Genomic DNA, 23,578 nt, shown 5'->3' on the forward strand with positions numbered 1-23,578 from the left:
CCTCCCTCCCCTTCCTCCAGGACACACCCATGTTCCGTACCGCCCTGCGCAACGTCCTCGCGCACAAGGCGCGGCTGCTGATGACCGTCCTCGCCGTGATGCTCGGCGTGGCCTTCGTCTCCGGCACCCTCGTCTTCACCGACACCCTCTCCCAGGCCTTCCGCAACCAGTCGGCGAAGAGCTACGACGACGTCGCCGTGGCCGTCGACATGTACCCGAACCCCGAGGAGGCCCGGAAGGCCCCCGGCCTCTCCCAGCAGGACGTCGACGAGGTCGCGAAGCTCGACGGGGTCGCCTCCGTCGCCCCCCGCGTCGACGGCTTCGCCGGTGTGCCCGACAAGAACGGCAAGCTGATCGGCAGCGGCTGGTCGAACAAGGGCACCAACTTCGCCCCCGGCAAGGACGGCAAGGACCGCGCGTACGCCTTCACCGCGGGCAGCGGTCCGGCCGACGCCGGCCAGGTCGCGCTCGACAAGGACACCGCCGACAAGGGCGGCTACAAGGTCGGCGACACCGTCCGCGTCGCCACCAACGGCCCGGTGAAGGAGTACACCCTCTCCGGCGTCTTCACCACCGAGGACGGCGCCGTCAACGCGGGCGGCAGCCTCGTCGTGTTCGACACCGCCGTCGCCCAGAAGCTCTACCTGAAGCCGGGCTTCTTCCAGAGCCTGACCGTCACCGCCGCCCCCGGCGCGGACGACGGCAAGCTCCTCGACGAGGTCCTGAAGGTCGTCCCCAAGGCGGCCACCGCGCAGACCGGCCAGGCCCTCGCCGACGAGCAGGCCGAGCAGATCGAGGCCGGCCTCGGCGCGCTCAACCAGGTCCTCCTGGGCTTCGCGGGCATCGCGCTCTTCGTCGGGATCTTCCTGATCTCCAACACCTTCACCATGCTGGTCGCCCAGCGCACCAAGGAACTGGCCCTGATGCGCGCGGTCGGTGCCTCGCGCAAGCAGATCACCCGCTCCGTCCTCGCCGAGGCCGGTCTGGTCGGTCTGGTCGCCTCCGCCGTCGGCTACGTCCTCGGCATCGGCCTGGCCGTCGCCCTCCGCTCGGCCATGAGCGCCTTCGACATGAAGGTCCCGGCCGGCGACCTGGTCCTCGGCGCCACCCCGGCCCTCAGCGCCTTCGCCGTCGGCGTCCTGATCACGATGCTCGCCGCCTGGCTGCCCGGCCGCCGCGCCGCGAAGATCCCGCCGGTCGCCGCCATGAGCAGCGTCCACGCCGCCGCGAGCACCAAGTCGCTCGTCGTACGGAACTCGATCGGCGCCGTGCTCACCGCGCTCGGCGTCGTGCTGATCATGCTCGGCGCGAACCAGGGCGGCGACGACGGCCGCATGTTCATCGCGGGCGGCGCGTTCCTCACCCTCATCGGTGTGATCGTGCTGATCCCGATGCTGTCCCGGCCCGTGATCGCCCTTATCCGCCCGCTCTTCGTCGGTGCCTTCGGGGTCTCCGGCAAGCTCGCCGGCCTCAACGCGGTCCGCAACCCGCGCCGCACCGGCGCCACCGCCTCCGCGCTCGCCATCGGCCTGACCCTCGTCACCGGCCTCTCGGTGCTCGGCGCCACGGTCGGCTCGGCCCTCGACAAGGTCACGACCGACCAGATCAAGGCCGACTACATGGTCTCCATGGCCAGCGGCAACAGCCTGAGCCAGGAGGCGCTGTCCGCCCTGGAGAAGGCCCCCGGCGTCTCCGCGGTGTCCCCGCAGCAGGCGGGCGCCTTCGAGCTGAAGGGCTCGTACGTCTCGGTCTCCGGCGTCACCCCCGGTGACATCGAGAAGGTCCTCAAGCTGGACGTCGTCAACGGCTCGCTGTCCTCCCTCGGCGGGAACACGATCGCCATCGACGACGACGTCGCGGCGAAGCGCGGCCTGAAGGTCGGCGACGCCGTCCCGGTCGAGTTCGCGGACAAGCAGAAGGGCACGCTGACCGTCGGCGCGGTCTACGACGCCAACGAGTTCGTCTCGCCCGTCATGGCCGACCACGAGCTGGTCACCGCGCACGAGGAGCAGGCCGAGATCCGCGAGATCTTCGTGTCGACGGACGGCGGCGCGAGCGCGGCCAACGAGCAGGCGCTGTCGAAGGCCATGGGCGACAACCCGGCCATCCAGGTCATGGACCACAAGGAGATCCGCGACACCTTCGGCGGCCCGATCAACATGCTGCTGAACATCATGTACGGCCTGCTCGGCATGGCCCTGATCATCGCCGTCCTCGGTGTCGTGAACACCCTCGCGATGTCCGTCTTCGAGCGCCAGCAGGAGATCGGCATGCTGCGGGCGATCGGCCTCGACCGGCGCCGCGTGAAGCGGATGGTCCGTCTGGAGGCCGTGGTCATCTCGGTGTTCGGCGCGGTCGTCGGCATCGGCCTCGGCTCGTTCCTCGGCTGGGCGCTCGGCGAGACGTTCAAGAACAGCCTGCCGGGCTACACCCTGGTCCTGCCCTGGGACCGGATCGGCCTCTTCGTGGTCCTGGCGGCCCTGGTCGGCGTCCTCGCCTCCCTGTGGCCGGCCCGGAGCGCGGCGAAGCTGAACATGCTCTCCGCCATCAAGGCCGAGTAGCCGGACGCGCGGCGAAGGGCCGGTCTCCCCACCCGGGGTGGCCGGCCCTTCGCGTACGTACGGGGGTCAGGCCCGCTCGTCCCAGACGCGCGGCCGCAGCGCCGTGCCGCTCTTGCCCGACACTTGGGTCTTCACGGCGAGGAACTGGTTCACGCCGATCCGGTTGCGTTCGAAGGAGACGGCCGAGGCCGCCATGTAGAGCCGCCAGATGCGGGCGCGGCCGGGCGAGGTGAGCCGGACCGCGCGGTCCCAGTCGCGCTCCAGGTTGGCCACCCAGCGGCGCAGCGTGAGCGCGTAGTGCTCACGGATCGCCTCGACGTCCCGGACCTCGAAGCCGGCGTCCTCCAGGGTGGACAGGGTGCGGCCCATCGGGGCGAGTTCGCCGTCGGGGAAGACGTACGCGTCGATGAACGGGTCGATCTCGTAGGCCGTCTCGTCGGGTTCGGGGCGGCGGGAGATCTGGTGGTTGAGGAGCCGCCCGCCGGGCTTGAGGAGCCCGTACAGCGTGTCGGCGTACTCCCGGTACCGCTCGGCGCCGACGTGCTCGGCCATGCCGATCGAGGAGATCGCGTCGTACGGGCCGTCGGGGACGTCCCGGTAGTCCTGGACGCGGATCTCGACGCGGTCGGTGAGGCCCTCCTCGGCGATCCGCTTGCGGGCGAAGGCGGCCTGTTCCCGGGAGAGGGTGATGCCGACGACCCGGGCGCCGTACGCGCGGGCGGCGTGCAGGGCCATGGAGCCCCAGCCGCAGCCCACGTCGAGGAGCCGGTCGCCCTCCTTCAGGTTCAGCTTGCGGGCGATGAGGTCCAGCTTGTCGTGCTGGGCGTCCTCCAGGGTCCCGTCCTCGGTCCAGTAGGCGCACGAGTAGACCATCGACGGGCCGAGGACCAGTGCGTAGAAGTCGTTGCCCACGTCGTAGTGGTGACTGATCGCCTGCTTGTCCCGGCGCTTGCTGTGCCGGCTGCCGCTGCGGCCGCTCACCTCCTCGGCGGGCGGCTTCGGCGGCGGCAGGGGCCCGGCGAGCCGCAGCAGGGCGCGGGCGGCGGCGCGGAGCCGGGGGTCGCGTACGGAGTCGAGGAGGCTCCTGGTCCCCTCCGGGCGGTCCCACAGGAGGCCCGAGAGGCGGTCCAGGAGGCCGTACAGGTCGCCCTCGACGTCGAGCTCACCGGCCACCCAGGCGCGGGCCAGGCCCAGTTCGCCGGGTTTCCAGATCATCCTCCGCAGGGCGCGGCGGTCGCGGACGATCAGGACGGGGCCGCCGGCGGGACCGGCTTCGCTGCCGTCCCAGGCTCGCAGTCGGACCGGGAGCGGTCCTCCGAGGAGTTCCTCGGCGAGGGTCGTCAGCCGCGACGCGGCGTCGGCCATGGTGCACACCTCCGTGATCTCGTGCCCCAGAAATGCTCGTGACCAAGGGAACACCGTCCGTAGGCTTTTCCAGTCCCATCACAGCGCAACATGTCGGCAAAACACGCGAAGGGCCGTCCGCACCACGGATGGCGGACGGCCCTTTTACGGCCTTGCGTGTACTTCTGGTACTGCGGGTACTGCGAGTACTACGGGTCTTACGAGGCCTTGGCCTTCTCCTGGGCCGGGGCGGCCGGCGCGGGAGCGGGCTTGGCGGCCTCGTAGAACTCCTCGCGCGGCGTCTCCATGGCGCCGAGCGAGACGACCTCGCGCTTGAGGAACATCGCGAGGGTCCAGTCGGCGAAGACGCGGATCTTGCGGTTCCAGGTCGGCATCGCCATGCCGTGGTAGCCACGGTGCATGTACCAGGCGAGACGGCCCTTGAGCTTGATCTTCACCTTGCCCATGACGATCATGGCGACGCCCTTGTGCAGACCGAGTCCGGCCACCGCGCCCTTGTTGGCGTGGCTGTACTCCTTCTGCGGGAAGCCGCGCATGCCGGCCACCACGTTGTCGCCGAGGACCTTGGCCTGGCGCAGGGCGTGCTGGGCGTTCGGCGGGCACCAGGCGTTCGGGTTGCCCGCCTTGCGGCCGACCATGTCCGGGACCTGGGCGTTGTCGCCCGCGGCCCAGGCGTAGTCGAGGCCGTTGATCTGGAGCTTCTCGTTGCAGTCCACGTGGCCGCGGGGGCCGAGCGGCAGACCGAAGCGGGAGAGCGCCGGGTTGGGCTTCACGCCGGCGGTCCACACGATCGTGTTGGAGTCGACCTCGAGGCCGTTCTTCAGCACGACGTGGCCGTCGACGCAGGAGTCCATGGAGGTCTCGAGGTAGATCTCGATCCCGCGGGACTCCAGGTGCTCCTTGCCGTACTGGCCGAGCTTGGGGCCCACCTCGGGGAGGATCTTGTCGGCCGCGTCGACCAGGACGAAGCGCATGTCCTCGCGCGACACGTTCTGGTAGTACTTCGCGGCGTCGCGGGCCATGTCCTCGACCTCGCCGATCGTCTCGGCGCCGGCGAAGCCACCGCCGACGAAGACGAAGGTCAGCGCCCTGCGGCGGACCTCCTCGTCGGTGGTCGAGTCGGCCTTGTCGAGCTGCTCGAGGACGTGGTTGCGCAGGCCGATGGCCTCCTCGATGCCCTTCATGCCGATGCCCTGCTCGGCGAGACCGGGGATCGGGAAGGTGCGGGAGACCGCGCCCATGGCGATGACCAGGAAGTCGAACGGCAGCTCGTACGCCTCGCCGACGAGCGGCGCGATCGTGGCGACCTTGCGGTCCTGGTCGATGGTGGTGACCCGGCCGGTGAGCACCTCGGCTCCGCGGACGACGCGTCGCAACGGGACGACGACGTGACGCGGCGAGATGCTGCCGGCGGCGGCTTCGGGGAGGAAGGGCTGGTAGGTCATGTACGACCGCGGGTCGACGACCGTGACGGTCGCTTCCGCATAGCGCATCTTCTTGAGGATGCGCCGAGCTGCGTACAGGCCTACGTACCCGCCGCCTACTACGAGGATCCTGGGACGCTCCGTGGTGCTCATGGGATCGAGTATCCACCCCTCAGGAGGGGGGTGCTCGTGCGCCCCTTCACAAGGTTCGGGGACACCTCTGCTACACTCCGCCGCCCACGTGATCCATGTCATGGTGCTGCAAAGGAACCAGGGTGCAAGGGCGAACGTTGTTCACCCCTTGTGAACTGGCCCGGAGAGGGCCCGTTAACGCCGAACCGCCGGATGCGTTCACACGATGGAAACAGCGAGCGAACCGACCCCCGGACCTGCGAAAGGGCCCTGAGACGCCCCCCGAAGGGGCTAAAGACCCTCCTCGGGCGCCATCAGGGCCCTTTTCCTTGTGAAGAACTTCACGAACTTTCCCGACGGCACGTCGCCGGAAGGCTCGATAGCTGCCCGCTATGCCACGGATAGGGCGATCCCATCGAGGATGTCGTGCTCGCTGACGACGACCTCGCGGGCTCCGACGCGCTCGACGATCTCCCGCAGGACGAGGGTCCCGGCGATGATCACGTCGACCCGGCCGGGGTGCATGACGGGGATCGCGGCGCGCTCGTCGTGGGTGGAGGCGAGGAGCCGGTCGGTCACCTCGGCGATCTGCTCGGCGGAGATCCGGGCGTGGTGGATCTTCGCCGAGTCGTACACGGTGTGCCCGTGCACGATCCCGGCGACCGTGGTGACGGTGCCGGCGAGCCCGACGAGGGTCTCGGCGGTGTCGATCGGCACGGTCTCGGCGGCCAGGTCGAGCGCGGCGCGCACGTCGGCGCGGATCGCCTCGACCTCATCGGCGGTGGGCGGGTCGTGCCGGACGTGCCGCTCGGTGAGCCGGACGCAACCGATGTCGACCGAGCGGGCCGCCTCGACCGACTTGTTGCCGATGACGAACTCGGTGGAGCCGCCGCCGAGGTCGAAGACGAGGTACTTCTGCGAGCCGTGCAGCTCGCCGGTGGCGCCGGTGAAGGAGAACGCGGCCTCCTGGTCGCCGGTGATCACCTCGGGCTCGACGCCCAGGATCTCCACGACCCCGTCCACGAACTCGTGGCGGTTCTCGGCGTCGCGGGAGGCGGAGGTGGCGACGAAGCGGAGCCGCTCGGCGCCCAGCCCCTTGATGACCTCGGCGTACTCGCGGCAGGCCGCGAAGGTGCGCTCCAGGGCCTCCGGGGCGAGCCGGCCCGTCTTGTCGACGCCCTGGCCGAGCCGGACGATCTTCATCCGCCGGTCCAGCTCGACGAGGTCGCCCGTCTCCGGGTCGACGTCGGCGACGAGCAGGCGGATGGAGTTCGTACCGCAGTCGATTCCGGCGACCCGGGTCATTCCGCCGACTCCTTGTCGTCCTCGTCGGCGCACGGGGTCACGCAGGGGCCCTTGGCCCACCACTCCGGCAGCATCGCGAGGGCCTCGTCGCCGAAGGGGTTCACGCCGGGTCCGGCGGCCAGCGAGTGTCCGACGAGGACGTGCAGGCACTTGACGCGGTCCGGCATGCCGCCGGCGCTCGGGAAGCCCTCCAGGACCTCGATGGCGTCGCGGCGGGCGATGTAGTCCTCGTGCGCGGCCCGGTAGGCGGCGGCGAGCTCCGGGTCGGTGGCGAGCCGGGCCTGCATCTCCTTCATGACCCCGTTGGCCTCCAGGGTGCCGATGGCCGAGGCCGCGCGGGGGCAGGTCAGGTAGTACGTCGTCGGGAACGGGGTGCCGTCGGGGAGCCGGGGCGCGGTCTCGACGACGTCCGGGTTGCCGCACGGGCAGCGGTGCGCGATGGCGCGCAGGCCGCGGGGCGGCCGGCCGAGCTGCTGCTCGAAGGCGGCGATGTCCTGCTCGGTGGGCTCGGTGCGGTCGGTCTGCGGAGGGGGCGTTTCCATGTCTGCCTTGCTGTGTCGCGGAGGAGGGGTCAGGGACGGTCGGCGTGGTCGACGCCGTCCCAGAGGTTGTCGTACCAGGGGCGTTCGGCCGCCCCCTGGTCGGCGCGGGGCCGCTGCTCCGCGTCGGGGTCGTTCACGGTGAAGCCGGTCTCGCCGGGCAGCACGTAGTGCAGGTGCTCGCGGGCGAGGCGGCGGACGTAGGCCGGATCCTGGAGCCGGGCCTTCTCGTCCCTGAGTTCCTCGACCCGACGCGCGGCCTCGGCGGCCTTGCGCTCCTGTTCGGCGATCTCGCCCTGCTGGGACACGTAGCTCCGCATCGGATAGGCGAGTGCCACGACGAGGGAGCAGACGACGAGGGCGAGGAAGGCCGCGCGGCCGGTGAGCCGGGAGCGGCGGGCCTGACGGCGGGTCTGGGAGCGGTAGACACGGGCGGCGGTCTGCTCGCCGAGCAGCCTGATCCGGGTCGCGGTCGAGAACCGGTCCCGGTCCTTCGCGGCCATGTCGTGTCGCCTCCCCTGTTCACGCGGACGTCCCCGCACACGGTACGGGACCGAGTACGGGGACGCTTCGCTTCGCTACGCCTTTGCTCCCGGTTCGATTCTCCGGAGGCCGAGCGCGTAAGCCGCTCTGGGGAGAGCTCAGCCCTTGAAGCGCGGGAAGGCGCTGCGGCCGGCGTAGACCGCGGCGTCGTCGAGGATCTCCTCGATGCGCAGCAGCTGGTTGTACTTGGCGACGCGGTCCGAGCGGGCCGGGGCGCCGGTCTTGATCTGGCCGCAGTTCACGGCGACCGCGAGGTCGGCGATGGTGACGTCCTCGGTCTCGCCGGAGCGGTGGGACATCATGCACTTGAAGCCGTTGCGCTGGGCCAGCTCGACGGCGTCGAGGGTCTCGGTCAGCGAGCCGATCTGGTTGACCTTGACCAGGAGGGCGTTCGCGGTGCCCTCCTCGATGCCGCGGGCGAGGCGCTCCGGGTTGGTGACGAAGAGGTCGTCGCCGACGATCTGGACCTTGCTGCCCAGCTTGTCGGTGAGGACCTTCCAACCCGCCCAGTCGTCCTCGAACAGCGGGTCCTCGATGGAGACCATCGGGTACGCGGCGACGAGCTCTTCGTAGTACTCGGTCATCTCGGCGGCCGAGCGGGACTTGCCCTCGAACTCGTACGTGCCGTCCTTGTAGAACTCGGACGCGGCGACGTCGAGCGCCAGCGCGACGTCGGAGCCCGGGGTGTAGCCGGCCTCCTTGATGGCCTCGACGATGAGGTCGAGGGCGGCGCGGTTCGACTCGAGGTTCGGGGCGAAGCCGCCCTCGTCGCCGAGGCCGGTGGAGAGGCCCTTGCGCTTCAGCACGCCCTTGAGCGTGTGGTAGATCTCCGCACCCCAGCGAAGGGCCTCGGAGAAGGACTCCGCGCCGATCGGGGCGATCATGAACTCCTGGATGTCCACGTTGGAGTCGGCGTGCGACCCACCGTTGAGGATGTTCATCATCGGAACGGGCAGCAGGTGCGCGTTCGGGCCGCCGAGGTAGCGGAACAGCGGGAGGTCGCTGGCCTCGGAGGCGGCGTGCGCGACGGCGAGCGAGACGCCGAGGATGGCGTTGGCGCCGAGCGAGCCCTTGTTCTCGGTGGCGTCCAGGTCGAACATGGCCTGGTCGATCAGCCGCTGCTCGGTGGCGTCGTAGCCGACGAGCTCCGGGCCGATCTGCTCGATGACGGCGAGGACGGCCTTCTCGACACCCTTGCCCAGGTAGCGGTTGGGGTCACCGTCGCGAAGCTCGATGGCCTCGAACGCACCGGTGGAGGCGCCGGACGGAACAGCAGCACGGCCGGTGCTGCCGTCGTCGAGGCCGACCTCGACCTCGACCGTGGGGTTGCCTCGGGAGTCCAGGATTTCCCGGGCTACGACGACGTCGATGGACGGCACGAGCATCTCCTTCTGGGATGTGACGCTGGATGTGACGCAAGGTCGATGCAGGTCGCTTGGCCTTGCGACAAGAGCCTAACCGCCTCGGGGGCTCCAGCCAGCCGGGCGCCCGCACCCTGGGACGAAAAAGGACCCAAGGGCACGCACATGGGGACGAAGGGCCTCAGATCTACTGGACGGTAACCGCCGGGGCCCCGCTACGGGCCCTCATTAAGGGGTCCGACACGACGGAACCCCGGTCCGGCGTGCACGGGGGGAAGGCACGCCGGACCGGGGTGGTCACCGCGGGAGAGTCGTCAGGCTCACTTCAGGTGGAGCTGCTGGCCCACGTAGATGAGGTCGGCGTCGGCGACGACGTCCTTGTTCAGGTCGTAGAGCTTCTCCCAGCCGCCCTTGACGCCGTGCTCCTGGGCGATGGTGCCGAGCGTGTCGCCGGCCTCGACCCGGTACTCGCCGTCACCCTTCTTGACCGTCGTGCCGGCCGGGGTGGTGACGGTCTTGCGGGCCGTGGCCTTCTTGGCGGAGGCGGCCTTCTTGGTGGCCTCGGCCTTCTTCGGGGCCTGGCGCTGCTCGCTGCGCGTGGTCGGCTCGGTGGCCGTGCGCTGGGGAGCCTCGGTAGTGCCACCGGTGTAGGCGGCGCCCGAGAGGCCCACGCCACAGCTCGGCCACGCGCCCTTGCCCTGGCCCGCGAGGACCTTCTCGCCGATGGCGATCTGCTGGGACTTCGAAGCCTGGTTGGCGGTCGAGGCGTAGGCGGTGCCGCCGTACGCGGCCCAGGTGGAGGCCGAGAACTGCAGGCCGCCGTAGTAGCCGTTGCCGGTGTTGATGGACCAGTTGCCACCGGACTCGCACTGGGCGACGCGGTCCCACTCGGAGGCCGTGGCGGCCGACGCGGTGCCCGCGGTCATCAGCGGGGCGGCGACGGCGACACCGGTGACGCCGACGAGCGTGGCGACCTGGGTGGCCTTGGAGGGACGACGGTGTTTGCCCTTGCCGGAAAACAGCATGGAGATTCTCCTCACCGACGCCTGTGAGGTGAGCTGTCGGGTTCGGGCCGGAAAGTTGCCCGGCCGCGTGTCCTAGCACGCGGCTTCACCCCAAGCCGGTCTTCGGCCGTCTGTCTCAACGGCCGGGACCGGCACTTACCTTGGGTCCCCCACTCCTGCCTTCGGCGCTGACGCGACGACTGTTCCCATCGGCCGACGGCAGGATTCGGCGTTTCGGTCGACGGGGCCCGCGGTGGCGAGCGGTTACGACCGTAGACACAGACCCACCGGAAGTTCAAAGAGGCCGATTGCGGAAATATCGCCCTTACTTGCCCTCCGGTGGGGGGCGTTTGTGCAGGTGAGAGGTGACGGAGGCAAAGGTTACGGACAGGACACGCCAGTTGAGGCGAAGAGACCCATGTCTCACTTGCCCAGAACCGGACATACAGCCCTGAACTACCCCTCGACCGAAGCCGGATCCGTCGTCAGCTCAAGGCTCTGACCAGGCAGGATCAGGTCCGGATCGGCGCCCACCGTCTGACGGTTGGCGTCATAGAGGGCCGTCCACCCTCCCGGCAGTTCGTTCGACTGCGCGATATCGGAGAGGCTGTCGCCGGGCTGCACGGTGTACGCGCCCGAAGTGTCCTGACTGTCCGTTGCGTTCGAATTCTTCGCACCGTCAGCCGAGGGCGTCGAGGAGGCGTTTTCAGCCAGCTTGTCCGTGGAAGATGCGTGTCTACCCGATTCGCCCGAGCTGCCCGGCTTGCCGGTTTCCTCCGGAGCGGCCTCGCCCCGGTGCTTGCCGGAACCCGGCGTGGCCGACGGCACGTCACCCTCCGCCCCATCGGGGGAAACGGGCGTACCGGGCGTAACGGACTCATCAGGCGTGCCGGGAGTCGTCGGCGTACCGGGGGTGACGGGCACTCCCGGGGTGACCGAGGCGTCCGGGGTCCCCGGCGTGCCGGGCGCGACGGGCGACGGGACGGCCGTGGCCGTCTTCGCCTCCCCGGCGGCGTCGGCGGAGCCCGCCGGGAGGCCGTCGGTCCGGTTCGACTCGGCGACCGGCCCCGTGGGGGCCTTCGGGACGGAGGTCGGGCCCGGGTCCACCCCGGTGCCCTTGCCGTCGTTCGTCAGGCCGGCGATCGGCGCGCAGGTGGCCCACTCGGTGCTGCCCTTGGCAAGGGCCTTCTCGGCCACCGCGATCTGCTGGGCGCGGCTGGCGAGGTCGGGGCTGGGCGCGTACGCCAGACCCCCGTTGCGCTCCCAGCTGTCCTGGGTGAACTGGAGTCCGCCGTACATGCCGTTGCCGAAGTTGGCACTCCACTGGCCGCCGGACTCGCACTCGGCCACCCGGTCCCAGGTGGAGGCGTCGGCGGCGGAGGCGGACCCCGTGGCGAGCAGCGGCAGCGCCATGGCGGATCCGGTCACACCTGCGGCGACGACGAGGGCGGGGGCCTGACGGGGGCGACGGTGTCGTCCGTTCCCGGAACGCATAGAAGCGCCTTTCGCGTGACGGCTGAAGACTGCGGTGAACGTAGCCGTATTCGAACGCTCGTCACAAGTCGATGGACCGGCGATCACGCGAAGATCACAGTTCTGATGAATCGTCAGTTCACTGGAGGGGTACGGAAGGGGAGAATTCCACCGGAAGCGTGCGCAATCCCCGCATGATGAGCCCACCGCGCCACCGCAGTTCGTCCGGGTCGACCGCAAGTCGCAGGTCCGGCAGGCGAGTCAGCAGGGTCGCCAGCGCGGTCTGCCCCTCCAGGCGGGCGAGCGGCGCGCCCAGGCAGTAGTGGATGCCGTGCCCGTACCCGAGGTGCTGGTTGTCCCGCCGGGTGAGGTCCAGCACGTCCGGTCCCGCGAACCGCGCCGGGTCCCGGTTCGCGGCGGCGAGCACCACGAGCACCGGGTCCCCGGCCGGGATCTCCTGCCCGCCGATGGTCAGCGCCCGCGTCGCGTAGCGCCAGGTCGCCATCTCCACCGGCCCGTCGAACCGCAGCAGTTCCTCCACGCCCGTCTCCAGGAGCCCCTGCTCCCCGGCCGCGAGCGAGGCCTGGAGCCCCTCGCGCTGCCCGGGGTGGCGCAGCAGCTGGTAGACCCCGTTGCCGATGAGGTTCACGGTCGTCTCGAAACCGGCGAAGAGGATGATGAAGGCCATGGCGGCGGCCTCGTTCTCGGTGAGGTGCTCGCCGTGGTCGGAGGCCTTGATGAGCCCCGAGATGAGGTCCTCGCCGGACTCCTCGCGCTTGCGGTGGATCAGCTCCGCGAGATAGCCGCGCATCTTCTTGACCGACCGCGCGACCCCGCCGCGCGGCCCCCCGCCGTGCCGGATCATCATCCCGGCCCAGTCCCGGAAGTCGTCCTGGTCCTCCGGCGGCACGCCGAGCAGGTCGCAGATCGCGTAGATGGGCAGCGGGAACGCGAACTCGTGGATGAGGTCGGCGCTCCCCCGCTCCGCGAACGAGTCGATGAGCCCGTCGGTCAGCTCCTGCACCCGCGGCGCGAACTCGGCGACCCTGCGCGGGGTGAAGGCCTTCGACACCAGCCGCCGCAGCCGGGTGTGGTCCGGCGGGTCGATGTTGAGCAGGTGGGTCATCAGCTCGGCCTTGCGCTCGCCCGGGATGCCCGTCTTCCCCTTCGCGTGCGGGGACTCGTCGTGGTGCGCCGGGTTCTTCGAGAGCCGCTGGTCCGCCAGCGCCTGCCGGGCGTCGGCGTACCGGGTCACGAGCCAGGCCTCGACCCCGCTGGGCAGCGTCGTCCGGTGCACGGGCGCGTGCTCGCGCAGCCAGGCGTAGGCGGGATACGGATCGCTCGCGAACTCCCAGGTGAAGAGCTCGGGGGCGGAGGCGGGGCCGGGAGTCGTACGCACGGCACGACCGTACAGGGATACCCCGGGAAGGCACGTTCGTGGAGAACCTGTGATCAAGGGGTACAGGTCGTGCCCTAGATTCTTGTCGGTGGACCCCCAGCTGCTCAGAGCTACCTTCGCCGTCGTCGAGAGACGCGCCGAACAAGCCGTCACCTTCTTCTACTCGCACCTGTTCTGGAACAACCCGGGTGTGCGCGAGCTGTTCCCCGCGGACATGCTCCCGCAGCGCGACCGGCTCTTCGCCGCGCTCACCCATGTGGTGACGCACCTGGAGGACCCCGGCCTCGGCCCCTACCTCGGGCAGCTGGGCCGCGACCACCGCAAGTTCCTCGCCTCCCCCGCGCTGTACGCCGCCGTCGGCGGCAGCCTGCTCGCCGCCTTCGCGCACGCCGCCGGTTCCGCCTGGAACCTGGAGGCCGAGAAGGCGTGGACCGAGGCCTACGGCCTGGTCGCCGACCTCATGCTGGCCGGCGCGGACGAGGCCGCGGCGGCCGGCGAACCGTCCTGGTGGGACGCGGACGTCGTCCGCCACGAGCGGTACGGCGACGACCTGGCCGTCCTCACGCTCCGCCCCCGTCAGCCGCTCCCGTACCTCCCCGGCCAGTACGTCAGCGTCAGCTCGCTGCGCGTCCCCCGCGTCTGGCGCACCTACTCCCTCGGCAACGCGCCGCGCTCCGACGGCACCGTCGACCTGCACGTCAGCCGCATCCCCGGCGGCGCGATGAGCACCGCGCTCGTCGAGGAGACCGGCCCGGGCGAGGTCCTGCGGCTCAGCGCCCCCGGCGGCGGCCTCACCGCCCGGACGGCGCCGGGCGGACTCCGCACCTATATATGCGCCGGTACGGGCTGGGCGCCGGTGAAGGCCCTCCTGGAGGAGGCCGCCGCGGACGAGCCGGCACTCGAGGGGCGGCTGTTCGTCGTGGCCCGCGCCAAGGAGTACCTCTACGCGCGTACGGAGGCCGAGCTGCTGAAGGAACGCCTCCCCGCGCTGAGCGTCACCTACATCACGGCCGCGCCCCGCCAGCGCCGCGACCAGGCGACCGAGCGGCTGGTCCAGGCCCTGCGGGCCTGTGTCCACTGGTCGTCCCACGACGTCTACCTCGCCGGCCCGCCCGCCTTCGTGACCGAGGTCGTTGAGGTCCTGGAGGAACTCGGCACCGACCCGGCGCGCACCCACCACGACACCCTGCCGTTCGTGGGCCGCTTCACCACCCGCCCCGGCACCGCCGCCGAGCGCCTCCTCGGCCCGCCGGCCCCCGTCTGGCACAACCCGGACGCCCGGGCCCCACGCGACCACTGAACCGGACGCCGGATCCGGGCCGAGCACCGGGGCCGTCACGCCCGGCGCGTCGGCGCCCGGCCTCCCCGCGGGGGCTACGCCCCGCTCAGAGCCCTTCCGCCGCGCGGATCGCCTCGCGGTACGTGCGGGCCGCCGCCCGCAGTGCCGCCTCCGGGTCCGCCCCGGACGCCTCGGCCCCGGCCGCGAGGGCGAGCAGCTCGTACCCGATGCCCTCGCCCGCCGGGAGCTCCACGTCGAGACCGGCGGCACGTACCCGGCCCGCCAGCTTCGCGGCCAGCGCGAGGCCGGGCTGGCCGAGCGGGACGCCGTCGGTGACGGACTCGCGCTTCTTCTCGATCGCCTTGGTGCGCAGCCAGTGCGCCTTGACCTCCTCGGGGGTCTCGGCGGTCTCGTCCCCGAAGACGTGCGGGTGGCGGTGGATCAGCTTCTCGACGATCGTCGCGGCCACGTCGTCCACGGAGAACGGCTCCTCCGGGTCCTCCTCGGCGATCCGGGCGTGGAAGACGACCTGCAGGAGGACATCCCCGAGCTCCTCGCGCAGTTCGTCCCGGTCGCCGTCCTCGATCGCCTCGACGAGTTCGTACGCCTCCTCGATGCCGTACTTGGCGAGTCCCTTGTGGGTCTGCTGCGAGGACCACGGGCAGGCGCGCCGGATGCGGTCCATGATCTGCACGAGGTCGAGGAGGCGGGCGCCGGGCAGGTCGTACGAGCCGGGCAGCAGCTCCAGGTCGGGCATCGCGTACCGGCCGGAGCCGGCGAGCCGGGCGAGGCCGTCGGTCAGCGCGCGGTCGCCCTCGCCGGACGGCAGCAGCAGGACCGTCCGGCCGCCGGCGCAGTCCGCCACGAGCTCCTCGGCGGTCGGCCGGACGTGCTCGACGGCGACACCGGCCTCCCGCAGGTACGGCAGCTGGGGGTGGTCCTCGTCGGGGCAGAGCACCCGGTCGGCACCGTGCAGCGCCTGCCAGGCGGGCCAGGAGAGGATTCCGGGCGCCACGCGGTGGCTGGCGGTGAGCAGGACGATGCGGCCGGGGCTCTCAGAAGTCACCCCTCGAACCTACCTGGGTTCAGGCTCCGGCCTGGACGGCGGCCGGGTCCTGGCTCGCCCTGCGGAGCCAGGGGGTGGTGGCGGCGGTCAGTCCGCCCCGTGCCGAGTCCCAGGCGCCGTAGCGCGGGTTCACGTCGATGGCGAGCGCCTTGGAGGCGGCGGAGTAGACGTCGGTCCGCTTCTTCTGGCCTTCGGCGCTCTCGGTGAAGCCGAGCTTGTCGGCGATCTTGAGCATGAGGACCTCGTGGCGGATGAAGTAGTCGATCTGGTCGGGCGCCACGCCACGCTGCTGGAGCAGGATGGCCTCGAACCGCTCCTCGCCGCCGTTCTCGCGGGTGTAGGCGGTGCGGGTCTGCTGGATGTCGGCCCGGGTGGCGGTGACGCCGTTGTCCTGGGCGACCTTCTCCACGATCCGGTCGATGATCATGGAGTTGAGCTTCTGCCGGCCGAGGTCGCCGGTGGCCTTGAGCAGCTCGGCGGACTGCGCGGAGGAGGCCTGCGCGGCGCGCACGTCCTTCACCTGTGCCTGGAGGCTGGAGACCTCGATCCGTTCGCCGCCGACGACGGCCGCCGCTCCTGGATGGGCGTCACTGCCGCAGGCGGTGAGCAGTGGGGCCGCGGCGAGGAGCGCGGCGGAGACGGTGAGCGCAGTGCGGCGGTGCAAAGGAGCCTCCCGGGCTGGTCGTGCGTCACGTTGAACGACCTTGCGGTGATCGATGGTAGGGAGTCGCCGGGGCCTGAGCCACTACTTCGGTGCGACTGTTTCCCACAACGACTCACCCGTCACCCGGGTGTCGGCCGGTTCCGGACCTCCGCTCGTCTCCTGGAGCAGGTAGTGCGGCCTCCGCTTCACCTCGTAGTAGATGCGGCCGACGTATTCGCCGATCAGTCCGACCATGACCATCTGGACCCCGGCGAGGGCGGTGACAGCGACGAGCAGGGTGACGTATCCGGGGGTGTCGACGCCGTGGGCGAGGGCGTCGGCGACGATCCAGGCCGCGTAGCCGAGGGCGACGACGAGGAGCAGCAGCCCGAGGTGGACGGCGGCCCTCAGGGGCTTGTTGTTGAAGGACAGGAGGCCGTCGAGGCCGTAGTTGAGGAGCTTGCCGAAGGACCACTTGGAGCGGCCCTGCTCCCGGACGGCGTTCTCGTACGCGAAGGTCGTGGTGCGGAAGCCGACCCAGGAGAACAGCCCCTTGGAGAAGCGGTTGTACTCGCCGAGGTCGAGGACCGCGTCGACGGTGCGTCGGGAGAGCAGCCGGAAGTCGCCGACGCCGTCCACCAGCTCGACGTCGACGAGCCGGTTGATCGCCCGGTAGTAGAGGCGGGCCGTCAGGGTCCGGGTGACGCGGTCGCCGTCGCGGGTGCGGCGGGCGACGACCTGGTCGTACCCCTCCGCGTGCAGCGCGAGCATGCGGTGCACCAGCTCGGGCGGGTGCTGGAGGTCCGCGTCCATGATCACGACGGCGTCGCCGGCCGCGTGCCGGAGACCCGCCAGCATCGCGGCCTCCTTGCCGAAGTTGCGACTGAAGGAGGCGTAGCGGACCCGGCGCGGGTCGCGCGCCGCGAGCTCCCTGAGGAGCGGGAGGGTCCCGTCCCGGCTTCCGTCGTCCACGTACACGATCTCGAACTCGCCGTCCATCTTGGCGAGTTCGGCCGTCACACGGTCATGGAAGCGGGCGAGGACGTCCTCCTCGTTGAAACACGGGACGACGATCGAGAGCAGCACGTGCCCCACGACAACGGAGCGCGGTGTCCCGGCCGGTCCGCGTGCGTGGCGGGCAGACGACCATCACGTGAACTGGCCCTCCGACTCCGCCCCTTCCCCCCGGGACGCTGACATATTCGGACCGTCATGCCGAACACCAAGCGCTCCTCCCCGCTCGCCGCCCTCCTCGCCGCCGTCGCCGTCTGCGCCGGTGACGCCGTCGCCCGGGTCTTCCCCTTCGGCCCGCGCCACCGGGCCGTGAACGACCTCGCCAACCAGTTCGTCCCGTTCCACGCCCGCCTGTGGGACCTCCTGCACGGCCGGGCGGACGGCGGACTCCTCCTCGACTGGCAGGCGGGCTGGGGCACGAGCTTCCTCCCCGACTACGGCACCTACCTGTCGAGCCCGCTCGCCCCGCTCGTGGCCCTCTTCCCGCGCGCCGACATCGAGTACGCGGTGTACACGATCACCGTCCTGAAGACGGCGCTCGCGGCGGCCGCGATGGCCTTCCTGCTGCGCCGCGTCGGACCGGGCGGCGTGTGGTGGTGGGCCGCCGTCCTGGGCGCCTCGTACGCGCTGTGCGGCTGGTCGCTCGCGGAGGGCACGTACAACCCGATGTGGCTGGACGGCCTGATCGCGTTCCCGCTGCTCTGCCTCGTGGGCGAATGGACCCGGGAAGGGCGGCGGCCGCTCCTCGGGCCGCTCGTGGTGGCCGTCTGCTGGCTGGCGAACTTCTACACGGCCTACATGGCGACCCTGGGCGCGGGCCTCGTGCTCCTCGTCCGCCTCGCGGCGACGGACTCGTTCCGCGTACGGACCCTGGGCCGGGCCGCGCTCACGACCGGACTCGGGATCGGCCTCGCCGCTCCCGTCCTCGTCCCCGTCTTCCTGGGCTCCCGGCACGCCTACCCGGGTGTCGTACGGGACTTCGCGCCCGCGGACGGTACGGACGTGCTGGCCCGGCTGCTCCCGGTGACGTACGGCTTCGCGACCCCGGCGGCCTTCGTCTGCACGGCGGTGCCGCTGCTCGCGGGCGCGCTGCTCTTCCGCCGGGACGCGCCGGGCCGCGAGCGGTGGCTGTGGGGAGGCCTGTGCGCGGCGGTCGCGATGTCGATGCAGTGGGGCCCGACGCATCTCGTCTGGCACGTCTTCGCCACCCCGAACGGCAGCCCGTACCGCCAGACCTTCGTCCTGTCCGGCGTCCTCGTCCTCGCCGCGTGGACGGGCCTCGCCCGCGGCCTCCCGGACCGCGGGGCGCTGCTCGGCGGGTCCGCGATCGTCCTCGTCCTCGCGGCCGGAGCCCTGCCGAGCCCCCTGCTCACCTCCTGGTCCCTCCTCCTCGCGGGCGCGGGCCTCGCCGCGGTCGCGGGCGCGCTCCTCCTCCCCCGCCGCGGCCGGTACGGACTCCTCGCCGCGCTCCTCGTCACCGGGACCCTGCTCGGCCAGGCCGCCGCCACGACGGCGTACGCGGACCGCGAACGCCTCGCCCGGCTCGACGACTACCCGCCGTGGGGTCCGGAGCACGCCCGGCGCGCGGCCGCCCTGGCCGCGGCCGACGACTGGCCCGCCTCCCGCACGGACTCCGGCCTCCCCCGCGTCGCCGGAAACGACCCGCTGCTCCTCGGCGGCCAGGGCTCCGCCTACTACAGCAGCCACACCCCCGCCGTCCTGACCGAGACGCTGGCCGCGCTCGGCGGCGGCTGGACCTCCCGCGGCCGCAACCTCCTCAGCCTCGACAACCCGGTGACGGACGCCCTCTTCGGCGTCGGTGCCCGCTGGCGCGACGGCGCCGTCGCCCGCACGGACACCCGCCTCCCCCTCGTCACCGTCCGCCCCCCGGGACCGCCCCCGGCCTACGGCCCCTCCCCCTTCCGCAACCAGGAACTCCTCCTCGGCTCCCGGGTGTACGAGCCCCCGCACGCGGGCGCGTGCCGCGTCGGCACCGAGGTCTTCCTCTGGTCCCCCGACGCCACCGGCACCGCCCGCCTCGGCGACCACCCCCCGGTCCACCTCCTCGGCGGCGGCCCGAAACGCCGCGCGGCCATGACCTCCCTGGGCGTCCAGCGAGTGCCCGGCCTCAAGCCGGTCCTCCCCGGCCCCGGCGAACTCGGCTGCCTCGACCACGCACGCCTCCGCTCGGCGGTGACGGCCCTGCGCGCCCGCGCGGCGACGTCGATCCGCGTGACCCCGGACGGCATACGGGCCACCCTCCCGCCGGGCGGCGGCACGGCCGTCGTCGCGGCCCCCCGCATCGCGGGCTGGCACTGCGCGGACACGGAAGCCCTCGCGTACGGCGGCCTCCTCGCCGTCCCCCTCCGCCCCGACCGCACCGAACTCTCCTGCGCCTTCCGCCCCCCGGGCCTCGGAGCGGGCCTGGGAGCGGGAGCGCTGGCCGCGCTGCTGCTCCTGGTCGTGCTCGTGGCGCCCCGGCGGGAACGGCCGGACTAGGAGGGGAGCCGCAGCTCCCAGCGGACCTCGCCGTCCTCTTCCTGGTCCGTCGGGGCGAGGCCGACGGCTCGGGCGACGGAGGCCGAGGCGGTGTGGTCGGGGTGGATGTGGGCGACGACGGTGCGGACGCCGTGTTCCAGGAGGAGGGCGACGAGGGCTTCGGCGGCTTCGCGGGCGATGCCCTGTCGCTGCCAGGGAGTGCCGGTGACCCAGGCGACCTCGGCGGTGCGGCCGGCGTCGGTGACCGTCGCCTGGACGGTGCCGGCGAGGCGGCCGGAGGCGCGGAGCCGGATGACCCAGTTGCACCAGAGGACCGCCGGGTCGGGTGACCCGGCGGTCAGGCGCTCGTAGCGGGCGCGGAGGTCGGGCTCGGCGAGCGGGGTGCCGCCGGTGAAGGAGTGGAGGGCGGGGTCGGCGAGGACCTCGGCCATCTCGGCGGCGTGGGCGACCGCGAGCGGCACGAGGTCGAGGCGCTCCGTGCGCGCGGTCGCGGCCGCGGTGCCGTGCCGTTCGGTTTCCGTCTTCACGCGTCGGCGTCCCAGGTCCCTTGGTCGATGTCTCTGGTCATTGTGGCCCTCCTCCCCCATGCTCCCGCGGCCGGGCCTCCGCCGGCCGGTCGAACGGCTCCGAGCCTAGGCTGGGGCGACGGCGCCGGCTGTGCGTCCGGCGCGGGCGTCCTTGACGCTCAGCGCGCGGAACTCGGTGGGGCTGACGCCGTACGCCGCGCGGAAGGCGCGGCTGAAGACGGCCGGGCCGCTGAAGCCCCAGCGTGCGGCGATGGCCTGCACGGGCCGCCCGAGGAGTTCGGGGCGGGCGAGGTCGTCGCGGCACCGCTCCAGGCGGCGGCGCCGGATGCCGGCCTGGACGGTCTCGCCGTCGCCGTACGCCTGGAAGAGCTCGTGGAGGGTGCGTACGGAGATGTGGTGGCCGGCGGCGACGGCGGCCGGGGTGAGGTCGGGGTCGCCGAGGTGGGTGTCGACGAAGGTGTGGATCCGCTGGAGCAGGGTCCGCGCCCGGGCCTCGGCGGGCAGCTGGTCCTCGGCGTCGAGGTTCTGGGCGAGGCAGGCGGCGGTGAGGTCGACGACGACGGAGCCGAGTCGCGGCAGGTCACCGGGCCCGCACTGTCCGGCGTGGGCGTCCAGGGAGTCGAGGAACGAGGCGAGGACCGCCCCGAGCCCGTGCCCTCCGGGGATCCTGCTGCCGAGCAGCCGGTCGATCCGCTGGGTGCGCAACGGCATCACGGTGCGCGGGAGTTGCAGCATGGTCAACTGCACGGGCCCCGCTTCGTCGGGCATGGCCGCCTGGGAGGGCCGCGAGGTGTCCCAGAAGACCAGGTCGCCCGCCCCGACGCGGCAGTCGTTGCGGTGCTGGGACAGGACGGTGGCGCCCCTCCGTATCAGCCCCAGCTGGTACTGCTCCGGATCGCCGCGCCTGATCAGCGCGGGCGTGCGGCGCGACCGCAGGGGCGAGAAGGAGAACCGTGCGACGCGGACGTTCCCGAGGTCCAGCACGGCGGCCTCGGCCTGGAAGTCGGCGGGCCGCTCGGCGGTGAGGGCGGTGGGCATCACCTCGCGCGTGACCAGGTCGGCGAACCAGTCGAACCGTTCCCGCGCGGGCAACTCCCCTGCCGAGACCACTGTCCACATCGCTTACTCCCCCGTCGATCTTCATGTCGGCGGCCAGAATGCAGCGGCGCGAACGCGTTTGTCGCCGGGTTTCGTGATCGGCGTGGCGCTCCCGGAAATCCCCGTGGACCCTTCGGCACGCCCTCGGACCTGCGCTTCAACGGCCTTGCGTTGAGCGGAGGTTGAGGCTCCCTTGACCGTTCGTTGAGCGCCCCTGGCAGCGTCGTGCCGTACCGGAGAACCGGTCCATGAGAAACGGAGAGCCTCTCGTGAACTTCAAGCGATCCCTCGCTGCCCTCGGCATGGCCGCAGGAGTTGCCCTCGGTGCGGCCGCCGTCGCGCCGGCCGCGAACGCCGCCCCGGCGGGCTGTGCCAGCGGCGGCCTGTGCGTGTACTGGCAGGCCGACTACCAGGGCGCCGTGCAGACGGTCTTCCAGGACAACTACGACCTCACCGGGTACAACAACTTCAAGTACGCCCTGAACGGCGCGGCCTTCAACAACGGCAACAGCTGCAACGTGGTCGTGTGGAAGGAGACCGGCTACCAGGGCCAGGGCTGGATCCTGTACCGGGGCACCGGCTGGAGCCGCATCGGCGACAACCTGAGCACCATCGGCTCCAACAAGTGGTGCACGGTCTGAGTCGATGACCTCCGCACGGCGCACCACCGCCGTGGCGCTGCTTCTGGGTCTCGGTGCCGCCGGATGCTCGACGTCCGGCGGCACCGCCGCCCCCGGCCCCGCGCCACTCCCCGCACCCCGCCCCTTCCAGGGCGTCACCCACTACCCCGGCTCGCAGCTCGCACCCCTGCACGCGGCGGAGGAGGACCTCGTCGCCGCCTGCATGAAGCGGCGCGGGTTCACGTACCGCCCCCAGCCCCTGCCCACCGGGAACCACCTGGCCGACGTCAACCCGTACGGGCTGCTCAGCGTCGCGCAGGCGGTGAACGACGGCTACGGCATCACCAGCACCACGCTCTCCATGGGACCGCCGGCGGACGCCAACGCCGCCGAGGGGACGGACAAGCGCTGGACGGACGCCCTGCTCGGCACCCCGGCCCACCGCGTGAACCTGGCGATGCCGATGCGGCGGGAGTTCTTCTACCAGGCCGACTCCTGCGTCTCCGACGCCAAGTCCCGTCTCTTCGGGCCGGATTACTACAAGCTCTACAACACCTTCCAGGTGCTCGGCGACGCCGTCGTCGACAAGGTCAGGACCGACCGCCGCTACCTCGCCGCACAGGACTCCTGGCGCACCTGCATGAAGGACGCCGGAGCGACGGTGAAGGCGTTCGGCGATCCGCAGACCGCGGTCGACCGGCAGCTCCGGCAGGCCGGCCGGGACCAGGCCAAGCTGCACGCCGTCGCCGGCGTCGAGCTGAAGCTGTCCCGTGCGGACGCGCACTGCCAGGCCTCGACCGGCCTCACCACCGTCGTCTCGGCCGCCCAGACCGACGCCGAGAAGACGATCGGCGCGGGGTACGAGGACGAACTCGCCGCACTCCGGAGCATGCGGGAGAAGGCCCTCGCGACGGCGGCACACCGCTGACGGGGCCGCCGGGCCCCGCGCGGGGGGCCTACACGTCGCCCAGGAAGCCGGGGTCGGCCCCGTCCAGTTGCAGGCTCGTGTCGCGGGCGAACCCGAGAAGCTCCCCGAGGGGGACGACCGCGCGGCTGGTCGCGGCCAGGTCCTGGTGCGCCTCGGCGGACCACAGCGGCGGGTAGAGGCTGAGCCCCTCCCCGCCGGTGAGGCCGGGCACCTCGTCCCGCCAGCCGGGCCAGCGCAGGCCCTCGTAGAACTCCTCGGTGCCGCCGTCGAGCAGCCAGGACAGCCAGGCCCCGTACCCGGCGCCGACCGCGTCCCAGCGGAGCGAGTCGGGGGCGAAGTAGACGATCTCGCCGGGGCGGCCGGGCAGCCCGGTCTCCTCCTCCGTGCCGCCCTGGACGGCGAAGGTCCCGCCGAGGACGTCGTGCGCGACGACGAGTGCGCCGGCGGGCCGCCAGGCGGCGTCGGGCTCGGCGGGGTAGCCGTTGACCCGCGCGAGGCCGGGCAGGCGCCGGTCGTTGTGGGCGGCGGGGCTGCCGTACACCCTCAGCCAGCCGTCGTCGACGAGCAGGCCGCCCGTGCGGAACAGGAACGCCCCCAGGTACGAGCGGACGGTGACCTGCGTCTGCAGGAGGGTGGCGGCCGCGCGCCCGGGGTCGGCGTCCAGGACCTCGACGGGCACCTTCGCCGCCCGCAGTTCCTCTTCGAGCAGCGGCCACGCCGGCTCGTCGACCCCGGTCAGCTCGTCCAGTCCACGCAGTTCTCGCACCCCCGCATCGTCGCACGCGGTTCGCCGTTGAT

Annotated in this window: 20 protein-coding genes and 1 riboswitch; of the genes, 5 read left to right on the forward strand and 15 right to left on the reverse strand. The window is 71.9% G+C overall.

Annotated elements, in window-relative coordinates:
* Nucleotides 1-29: 29 nt before the first annotated feature.
* Complete coding sequence (locus MRBLMG1_RS21965) at nt 30-2,561, forward strand: ABC transporter permease (RefSeq protein WP_367825804.1); 2,532 nt, start codon at nt 30-32, stop codon at nt 2,559-2,561.
* Nucleotides 2,562-2,627: 66 nt separating this feature from the next.
* Here MRBLMG1_RS21965 and MRBLMG1_RS21970 read toward each other — a convergent pair whose 3' ends face one another.
* The 9 genes from MRBLMG1_RS21970 to MRBLMG1_RS22010 all read right to left on the reverse strand — a co-directional run bounded on the left by MRBLMG1_RS21970 (nt 2,628) and on the right by MRBLMG1_RS22010 (nt 13,106).
* A complete protein-coding gene (locus MRBLMG1_RS21970; RefSeq protein WP_367825805.1) occupies nt 2,628-3,926 on the reverse strand; it encodes a class I SAM-dependent methyltransferase in 1,299 nt (432 codons plus the stop codon).
* A gap of 197 nt (nt 3,927-4,123) precedes the next feature.
* Nucleotides 4,124-5,503, reverse strand: a complete 1,380-nt coding sequence (locus MRBLMG1_RS21975; protein ID WP_367825806.1) for an NAD(P)/FAD-dependent oxidoreductase — start codon at nt 5,501-5,503, stop codon at nt 4,124-4,126.
* A gap of 369 nt (nt 5,504-5,872) precedes the next feature.
* Nucleotides 5,873-6,787, reverse strand: coding sequence for an exopolyphosphatase (locus tag MRBLMG1_RS21980; RefSeq protein WP_367825807.1), 915 nt, complete (start codon nt 6,785-6,787; stop codon nt 5,873-5,875).
* Nucleotides 6,784-7,329 carry a DUF501 domain-containing protein gene (locus MRBLMG1_RS21985; protein ID WP_367825808.1) on the reverse strand — a complete coding sequence of 182 codons (546 nt, stop codon included), beginning with the start codon at nt 7,327-7,329 and terminating at the stop codon, nt 6,784-6,786. Before MRBLMG1_RS21985 ends, MRBLMG1_RS21980 begins: the two co-directional genes overlap by 4 nt.
* A 29-nt stretch (nt 7,330-7,358) precedes the next feature.
* Nucleotides 7,359-7,829 carry an FtsB family cell division protein gene (locus tag MRBLMG1_RS21990; protein ID WP_367825809.1) on the reverse strand — a complete coding sequence of 157 codons (471 nt, stop codon included), beginning with the start codon at nt 7,827-7,829 and terminating at the stop codon, nt 7,359-7,361.
* A 138-nt stretch (nt 7,830-7,967) separates the two neighbouring features.
* On the reverse strand, nt 7,968-9,254 hold the full coding sequence (gene eno / locus MRBLMG1_RS21995; RefSeq protein ID WP_367825810.1) for a phosphopyruvate hydratase: 1,287 nt from the start codon (nt 9,252-9,254) through the stop codon (nt 7,968-7,970).
* 296 nt (nt 9,255-9,550) lie between these two features.
* Entirely contained in the window at nt 9,551-10,255 is a 705-nt protein-coding gene (locus MRBLMG1_RS22000) for a transglycosylase family protein (protein ID WP_367825811.1), read from the reverse strand.
* A 3-nt stretch (nt 10,256-10,258) separates the two neighbouring features.
* Nucleotides 10,259-10,432, reverse strand: a riboswitch (cyclic di-AMP (ydaO/yuaA leader).
* A 258-nt stretch (nt 10,433-10,690) separates the two neighbouring features.
* Nucleotides 10,691-11,728: a transglycosylase family protein gene (locus MRBLMG1_RS22005; protein ID WP_367825812.1), complete on the reverse strand. Its 1,038-nt coding sequence runs from the start codon at nt 11,726-11,728 to the stop codon at nt 10,691-10,693.
* A 118-nt stretch (nt 11,729-11,846) separates the two neighbouring features.
* Entirely contained in the window at nt 11,847-13,106 is a 1,260-nt protein-coding gene (locus MRBLMG1_RS22010) for a cytochrome P450 family protein (RefSeq protein ID WP_367825813.1), read from the reverse strand.
* A gap of 88 nt (nt 13,107-13,194) precedes the next feature.
* Between MRBLMG1_RS22010 and MRBLMG1_RS22015 the strand changes: the two genes are divergently transcribed.
* Nucleotides 13,195-14,406 (forward strand): globin domain-containing protein, encoded by a 1,212-nt coding sequence (locus tag MRBLMG1_RS22015; RefSeq protein WP_367825814.1) that lies wholly within the window; start codon nt 13,195-13,197, stop codon nt 14,404-14,406.
* An 85-nt stretch (nt 14,407-14,491) separates the two neighbouring features.
* Here MRBLMG1_RS22015 and MRBLMG1_RS22020 read toward each other — a convergent pair whose 3' ends face one another.
* The 3 genes from MRBLMG1_RS22020 to MRBLMG1_RS22030 all read right to left on the reverse strand — a co-directional run bounded on the left by MRBLMG1_RS22020 (nt 14,492) and on the right by MRBLMG1_RS22030 (nt 17,180).
* Nucleotides 14,492-15,451 (reverse strand): nucleoside triphosphate pyrophosphohydrolase, encoded by a 960-nt coding sequence (locus MRBLMG1_RS22020; RefSeq protein ID WP_367825815.1) that lies wholly within the window; start codon nt 15,449-15,451, stop codon nt 14,492-14,494.
* 19 nt (nt 15,452-15,470) lie between these two features.
* Nucleotides 15,471-16,115 (reverse strand): SurA N-terminal domain-containing protein, encoded by a 645-nt coding sequence (locus MRBLMG1_RS22025; RefSeq protein ID WP_367825816.1) that lies wholly within the window; start codon nt 16,113-16,115, stop codon nt 15,471-15,473.
* A gap of 81 nt (nt 16,116-16,196) precedes the next feature.
* Nucleotides 16,197-17,180, reverse strand: a complete 984-nt coding sequence (locus MRBLMG1_RS22030; protein ID WP_367825817.1) for a glycosyltransferase family 2 protein — start codon at nt 17,178-17,180, stop codon at nt 16,197-16,199.
* Nucleotides 17,181-17,306: 126 nt separating this feature from the next.
* Here MRBLMG1_RS22030 and MRBLMG1_RS22035 point away from each other — a divergent pair, with 126 nt between their 5' ends.
* The gene (locus MRBLMG1_RS22035) at nt 17,307-19,607 is read left to right on the forward strand and encodes a YfhO family protein (RefSeq protein ID WP_367825818.1); all 2,301 of its coding nucleotides are present in this window, start codon (nt 17,307-17,309) and stop codon (nt 19,605-19,607) included.
* On the opposite strand, the gene MRBLMG1_RS22040 is transcribed toward MRBLMG1_RS22035, so the two are convergent.
* Together MRBLMG1_RS22040 and MRBLMG1_RS22045 are read right to left on the reverse strand one after the other, a co-directional pair.
* Nucleotides 19,604-20,134: a GNAT family N-acetyltransferase gene (locus tag MRBLMG1_RS22040; protein WP_367825819.1), complete on the reverse strand. Its 531-nt coding sequence runs from the start codon at nt 20,132-20,134 to the stop codon at nt 19,604-19,606. The genes MRBLMG1_RS22035 and MRBLMG1_RS22040 overlap by 4 nt on opposite strands.
* A 105-nt stretch (nt 20,135-20,239) precedes the next feature.
* The gene (locus MRBLMG1_RS22045; RefSeq protein WP_367825820.1) at nt 20,240-21,253 is read right to left on the reverse strand and encodes a helix-turn-helix domain-containing protein; all 1,014 of its coding nucleotides are present in this window, start codon (nt 21,251-21,253) and stop codon (nt 20,240-20,242) included.
* Nucleotides 21,254-21,501: 248 nt separating this feature from the next.
* Here MRBLMG1_RS22045 and MRBLMG1_RS22050 point away from each other — a divergent pair, with 248 nt between their 5' ends.
* Entirely contained in the window at nt 21,502-21,873 is a 372-nt protein-coding gene (locus MRBLMG1_RS22050; RefSeq protein ID WP_367825821.1) for a peptidase inhibitor family I36 protein, read from the forward strand.
* A 4-nt stretch (nt 21,874-21,877) separates the two neighbouring features.
* Nucleotides 21,878-22,780 (forward strand): hypothetical protein, encoded by a 903-nt coding sequence (locus MRBLMG1_RS22055; RefSeq protein ID WP_367825822.1) that lies wholly within the window; start codon nt 21,878-21,880, stop codon nt 22,778-22,780.
* Nucleotides 22,781-22,808: 28 nt separating this feature from the next.
* Here the strand turns inward: MRBLMG1_RS22055 and MRBLMG1_RS22060 are convergent, their stop codons facing one another.
* On the reverse strand, nt 22,809-23,546 hold the full coding sequence (locus MRBLMG1_RS22060) for a DUF2625 domain-containing protein (protein ID WP_367825823.1): 738 nt from the start codon (nt 23,544-23,546) through the stop codon (nt 22,809-22,811).
* Nucleotides 23,547-23,578: the final 32 nt, after the last annotated feature.

Origin of the sequence: Streptomyces sp. LMG1-1-1.1, from assembly GCF_040815545.1 — a bacterium.
Classification (GTDB): domain Bacteria; phylum Actinomycetota; class Actinomycetes; order Streptomycetales; family Streptomycetaceae; genus Streptomyces.

What these genes read in the sequence shown, in the direction of transcription:
- MRBLMG1_RS21965 (WP_367825804.1), top strand. Translation starts at nt 30, where the DNA reads ATGTTCCGTACCGCCCTGCGCAACGTCCTCGCGCACAAGGCGCGGCTG.
- MRBLMG1_RS21970 (WP_367825805.1), bottom strand. Translation starts at nt 3,926, where the DNA reads ATGGCCGACGCCGCGTCGCGGCTGACGACCCTCGCCGAGGAACTCCTC.
- MRBLMG1_RS21975 (WP_367825806.1), bottom strand. Translation starts at nt 5,503, where the DNA reads ATGAGCACCACGGAGCGTCCCAGGATCCTCGTAGTAGGCGGCGGGTAC.
- MRBLMG1_RS21980 (WP_367825807.1), bottom strand. Translation starts at nt 6,787, where the DNA reads ATGACCCGGGTCGCCGGAATCGACTGCGGTACGAACTCCATCCGCCTG.
- MRBLMG1_RS21985 (WP_367825808.1), bottom strand. Translation starts at nt 7,329, where the DNA reads ATGGAAACGCCCCCTCCGCAGACCGACCGCACCGAGCCCACCGAGCAG.
- MRBLMG1_RS21990 (WP_367825809.1), bottom strand. Translation starts at nt 7,829, where the DNA reads ATGGCCGCGAAGGACCGGGACCGGTTCTCGACCGCGACCCGGATCAGG.
- eno (WP_367825810.1), bottom strand. Translation starts at nt 9,254, where the DNA reads ATGCTCGTGCCGTCCATCGACGTCGTCGTAGCCCGGGAAATCCTGGAC.
- MRBLMG1_RS22000 (WP_367825811.1), bottom strand. Translation starts at nt 10,255, where the DNA reads ATGCTGTTTTCCGGCAAGGGCAAACACCGTCGTCCCTCCAAGGCCACC.
- MRBLMG1_RS22005 (WP_367825812.1), bottom strand. Translation starts at nt 11,728, where the DNA reads ATGCGTTCCGGGAACGGACGACACCGTCGCCCCCGTCAGGCCCCCGCC.
- MRBLMG1_RS22035 (WP_367825818.1), top strand. Translation starts at nt 17,307, where the DNA reads ATGCCGAACACCAAGCGCTCCTCCCCGCTCGCCGCCCTCCTCGCCGCC.
- MRBLMG1_RS22045 (WP_367825820.1), bottom strand. Translation starts at nt 21,253, where the DNA reads ATGTGGACAGTGGTCTCGGCAGGGGAGTTGCCCGCGCGGGAACGGTTC.
- MRBLMG1_RS22055 (WP_367825822.1), top strand. Translation starts at nt 21,878, where the DNA reads ATGACCTCCGCACGGCGCACCACCGCCGTGGCGCTGCTTCTGGGTCTC.